At 61.0% G+C, this 474-nt stretch carries 1 protein-coding gene; it reads right to left on the reverse strand.

Going from position 1 to position 474, the window contains the following annotated elements; all coding sequences use genetic code 11:
• Positions 1-46: 46 nt before the first annotated feature.
• The coding region (locus tag GYA94_RS25570) for a UPF0149 family protein (protein WP_161893361.1) at positions 47-474 on the reverse strand (428 nt) is incomplete at its 5' end.

The following is a 474-nucleotide window of genomic DNA, read 5'->3' on the forward strand; positions in this document are numbered from 1 at the left end:
CGCAGAGCGGCCCCGGCAAGTACCGCAGCAACCGAGCCCGTGTGCCTCAGGGCAGCTTGTTGAAGTAGCGGAACAAACCCCGCGCAGCTTCGATCACCTTGGGCACACAAGCCTGGATATCCGCTTCGCTCATCTGGTCCAGCAGCTCGAAGTTATCCTCCAGCCCGTGCAAGGAGATGGCTTTGAGCAACTGGTCCTGCTCCGGCGGCAAAGCTTCCCAGTTGGCGATCTGGGTAGCGCGCATGTAGCCGAAGCACCATTCTTCCATCACGACCACGGTACCCTGCTCGTCTTCTGTTTCCTCGAACAGCGGCTCGAACTGATCGATGTGGTCGCCCAACTGTTCGGCTACTTGGTCGGCATACCGCAGCATCAATGCCACATAGGCTTCTTCATGGGCCGGCTTCTTGAACTTGGGCACCTTGCCACCCGCCACTGCCGGCAGCCAGTGCTCGGGGGTGACCGTGGTCGGCG

Origin of the sequence: Pseudomonas juntendi (assembly GCF_009932375.1) — a bacterium.
GTDB classification, from domain to species: Bacteria; Pseudomonadota; Gammaproteobacteria; order Pseudomonadales; family Pseudomonadaceae; genus Aquipseudomonas; species Aquipseudomonas juntendi.